The sequence below is a fragment of the Streptomyces sp. NPDC093065 genome, assembly GCF_044754585.1.
Taxonomy (GTDB): domain Bacteria; phylum Actinomycetota; class Actinomycetes; order Streptomycetales; family Streptomycetaceae; genus Streptomyces.
On the sequence record NZ_JBIVPJ010000061.1, the window covers coordinates 1 to 3,829 of the forward strand.

The 3,829-nt window shown below is 66.2% G+C and carries 3 protein-coding genes and 1 pseudogene; 3 read left to right on the forward strand and 1 reads right to left on the reverse strand.

Annotated elements, in window-relative coordinates; all coding sequences use genetic code 11:
• Positions 1 to 700 precede the first annotated feature (700 nt).
• On the forward strand, positions 701 to 1,006 hold the full coding sequence (locus ACIQFU_RS38590; RefSeq protein ID WP_402558060.1) for an EthD family reductase: 306 nt from the start codon (positions 701 to 703) through the stop codon (positions 1,004 to 1,006).
• Positions 1,007 to 1,408: 402 nt separating this feature from the next.
• Here ACIQFU_RS38590 and ACIQFU_RS38595 read toward each other — a convergent pair whose 3' ends face one another.
• Complete coding sequence (locus ACIQFU_RS38595; RefSeq protein ID WP_402558062.1) at positions 1,409 to 2,338, reverse strand: alpha/beta hydrolase; 930 nt, start codon at positions 2,336 to 2,338, stop codon at positions 1,409 to 1,411.
• Between the two features lie 522 nt (positions 2,339 to 2,860).
• On the opposite strand from ACIQFU_RS38595, the pseudogene ACIQFU_RS38600 reads away from it, so the two are divergent.
• Positions 2,861 to 3,083, forward strand: a pseudogene (locus ACIQFU_RS38600) (cold shock domain-containing protein).
• A 10-nt stretch (positions 3,084 to 3,093) separates the two neighbouring features.
• On the forward strand, positions 3,094 to 3,477 hold the full coding sequence (locus ACIQFU_RS38605; protein WP_402558063.1) for a MerR family transcriptional regulator: 384 nt from the start codon (positions 3,094 to 3,096) through the stop codon (positions 3,475 to 3,477).
• The last annotated feature ends 352 nt before the right edge of the window (positions 3,478 to 3,829 follow it).

Here is a 3,829-nt window from a genome sequence, read left to right on the forward strand (position 1 = left end):
CCGGCAGCGCCAGCCACGACGGCCTGATCCTCCTGCGCCGCCTCGCCGACCAGACAGCCACCGCCAACGCGGAAGACACCGACCAGGAGGAAGACTCTCTGGAGAAGGGTGACACCCGAGCGTGAAGCATCTGCTGGTCGATAGAACCAGCAACCGTGATACTCCCGTTCGGCAAAGTCAACCTGGGCCGGCCGACCATCCTGCTACACGCCTGACCCGTCGACCGTACCAAGTGGCGGGTACACCCGCGCTTGCACGCCGAGGCCGATGTCCGGGCCGTTGCCCTGAACCTGCCCGGCCTCGGCGACGCACCTACGGCCCAGCTGGACGAGAAGACTCCCCGGACCGATGTGCTGGACACACTCGACCACCTAGATGTCGAACTTCTCGTCTCGCCGGGAACGCCACGACGCCCTGGCGACACTTCAGATTGCCGTCACAGGGCCCGAGCGCGGGCAGGGCCTGGTGTCCGTCGGCTACCGGACGCACGACCTGCCGTCCTCCTCCCGTCTGGTGACCGCGTGGGACAGAGAGTGGACCGCACCGGAAGTCGACGTGAAGCCCTGTTGTGGGCCGGTGGCGAGGCATGGACGCCGTCGAAGGCACCGGACGACGTCCCCGCTCCGGTCGGCACCGGTGAACTAGACATGTCCGACTTCCTTGCCGTTCTGACAAGAAGTGTGATGAGAAAGGAAAACCCATGGCAACCGTCTTCGTGACCTACAAGGCGACTGGCGAGAACTTCCGGTTTGATCGCGATTACTACGAGTCCGTGCACCTCCCGCTGTGTCGCAAGGTGTGGGAGAAGTACGGCCTGGTGTCCAGCACCGGTGTCTACCCGGAGGACGAGGGGGGCATCGTGGCCGTCGCGGTGAGTGAGTTCCGTAACCAGGAGGCCGCCATCGCGGCGTTCGGCTCGCCGGAGGGCAAGGAAGTGATGAACGACGTCGTTCGCTACACCGACCTCACCCCCTCCATGCTCCTCGGTGCCTCGTTCACCTACTGAGGTTGCAGCACGACGTTGATGTGCTCGGGCAGGTGGCGAGATGGACTGACCTCTACCGGTCCCGTCTCGCTTCCCTGCTCCGACAGTCGCCGAAGGCAACCCCTGTGGCGACCCGGGCCGTCTCCCGGAGGGTGTGACCAGCGGCTTCACGAAGCCGACGGCGACCTTGCGCCGGTGGATGCGCACGGGGCCGTCGTTGCCCGCGATGGCGGAGATGCCTGATGACCTGGATACCCGGCTCGGCGAGACACGCGCGCGGTGCCGAGCAGAGGGCCTGTCCGCACCGGGGCCGCGAGCCTCAGCGACCTCGGGATTCACGCCGGGCGGTGTAGCCGGCGCAAGCTGCCCACGCACCACCGACCAGCGATTCGACCATCCGGGACGAGCCATTGGCTCGGACGCTCACCGCGCTCGCTCGTACTCCCGAACGATGAAGGAGACGGCGTTGTCGAGGGCCTCGTCGGACTGGGGCAGATGGCCGACCAGCATGTGCCAGACGTGGAACATGTGGGGCCACACCTCGAGTGTGGTGCGGACGCGTTGCTCGGCGAGCCGTCCCGCGAGTGTGATGGCACCGCTGAGCATCACCTCGTTCTCACCCATCTGGATCAGGGTCGGGGCCAGGCCGCGCACCTCGGCGTAGACGGGTGAGGCGTCCGGATCGGTCGGCAGCGCGTCGCCCAAAAAGGTATGCGCGAGATCGTCCAGAAGTTCTCCGCTTGTCAGTGGGTCGGTGCCGGCACGGCTGCGGACCGAGGGGCCGCAGTGCGTCAGATCTGCCCAGGGCGAGATGGCCACGCCTGCCACGGGCAGTGGCAGGTCTGCGTCGCGTGCCTTGCGCATGACGGTGATCACCATCGCGCCTCCGGCAGAGTCACCCGAGATCGCGATCCTCTCGGGGGCGGTTCCGGCCGAAAGGAGCGCCTGGTAGGCGCTGAACACGTCGTCGATGGGGGCCGGGAAGGTGTGCTCGGGTGCCTGACGGTAGTCGGGAGCATAGACCCGGGCCCGCATGCGCTTGGCGTAGTGGCCGGTCAGCCCGACGTACCCTTCGACCGCGCCGTGTACGTAGCCTCCTCCGTGGATGTAGAGCAGCGTCCGGTCATCGTTCAGTTCCTCCGGCACGACCAGCATGGTCGGCACGCCGTTGAGCTCGACCCTCTCGAAGCTCACGCCCTGCGGCGCCGGGAGGGCCTCAGCGAGCTGCTTGCCGTAGGACTCCCTAACCTGCGCCCAGGTGAGGTCGCCTTCGCCCGCAAGCGCAGGAGCGATGTCTTCGGCCGCCTGTACCCAGCGCTCCAGCAGTGCTGCGGCTTCCGGTGTCAAGTTCATGGTTCATGTCTCTCGTCGATGTCACAGATTGCGAGGCTCGGGTGGCCTCGCCAACGACGGCAGTGTCCATCTCTGACACCGGTGTCAAGGTCAAACAGTGCAGGTCACAGCCTTTCCGGGCAACGACTCCCGATCGCCTGGCCGTCGGGTGTTCGGCGCACACGAGCAGGGCGTACGAGGAGTGCCGCCTGCAACGGTCGTCGGTGTCTCGTCACCGGGCTTCAGCGCCCAGAGACCCCTGATGTCGGGGTCTTGTGCAAGGCCCATGCCCGATGGCGGGCGACACGCCGCCCCTCCCCGGGGGCATGACAGGCCGCCACTCCCACGGATCTACCCCACCCGTCCAGGCCGGCGTGACCTCTGACAGTCGATCTTGACCGTTTGCCGGGTAAGCCCGACCGGTTGGTTCCGGTCATCTCCGGTGGCGGTCCCTATTCCGGGCCTCCGCCCCCTCATCGCGGGTGATCAGTTCGTCGGGGCGCCTTGCATCTCCGGCTGCAACAGGCGATTCAAGGAGCAGACGTGGCAGAGCGGCAGAACGGCGTCGTGAAGTGGTTCAACGTCGAAAAGGGGTACGGCTTCATCACCCCCGGAATCCGGCCCGGACCTGTTCGTGAGCTTCAGGGCGATCCAAGGGAACGGTTTCAAGAGCCTCAAAGAAGGCCACTTGGCGATCGGTCAAGATCGCCTGCCAGGAGACACGGTGGAAACCCGCCGGGCCCAGCCGGAACACCACGGCTTCTAGAATCGAACGCATGCACATCGGAGAGGCGGCGCAGTTCACGGGTACAACTCCCAGGCTGCTGCGGTTTTATGAGCAAAAGGGGTTGATCGTCCCCGGTCGCGGCGAAAACGGCTACCGGGAGTACGACGAAAACACCCTGGGGCGGATTGCCCAGATTCGTGACCTCCTGGAGGCCGGTCTGCCGACCCGTCTCATCCAGCGGGTCCTGCCGTGCATCTCCACCCCGCACAGCGACATCCGCTTCTCCGGCCTGAGACCCGAGATGGCCGCGCTGCTGGAGGCCGAACAGGCCCGGCTCACGACACGCATCGACAGCCTGACCCGCAACCGGGATGCGATCGCCGACTACCTCACCGCCCTGCGCGAGACCAACGGGTGGCAGGAACATCCCTAGGGCGCCACAGCGGACGACAGGGCTTGAAAGCGCCGTGACCTGCGCCGTTTGATCCTCACAGCGGTGTCACGCTCTGCTTCCGGGTGAGCGCTGCCTCGTCGCGATCTGTGCGACACTTCGGAGCCCCGATCGCGCTCGCCGCCGGCCTCGGCGTGAACTCCGTCGAGCTCCGCTCGCATCCGCGCTGCCTGAGACGCAACAGAGAGAGTGGAGGGCGCCTCAAGGGCACTCGGTTTCTCCCGGGCAAAGGGATACGACCTAGGCAGTTTCGTTTGGATCACCGGGCGGACCAGAGGAAGATGCCCGCGATGTGGAGTCCGGCCAGATAGATGGTGGCGGTCTTCTCGTAGCG

Coding starts and splice junctions, on each gene's coding strand:
- ACIQFU_RS38590 (WP_402558060.1), top strand. CDS start 701: ATGGCAACCGTCTTCGTGACCTACAAGGCGACTGGCGAGAACTTCCGG.
- ACIQFU_RS38595 (WP_402558062.1), bottom strand. CDS start 2,338: ATGAACTTGACACCGGAAGCCGCAGCACTGCTGGAGCGCTGGGTACAG.
- ACIQFU_RS38605 (WP_402558063.1), top strand. CDS start 3,094: ATGCACATCGGAGAGGCGGCGCAGTTCACGGGTACAACTCCCAGGCTG.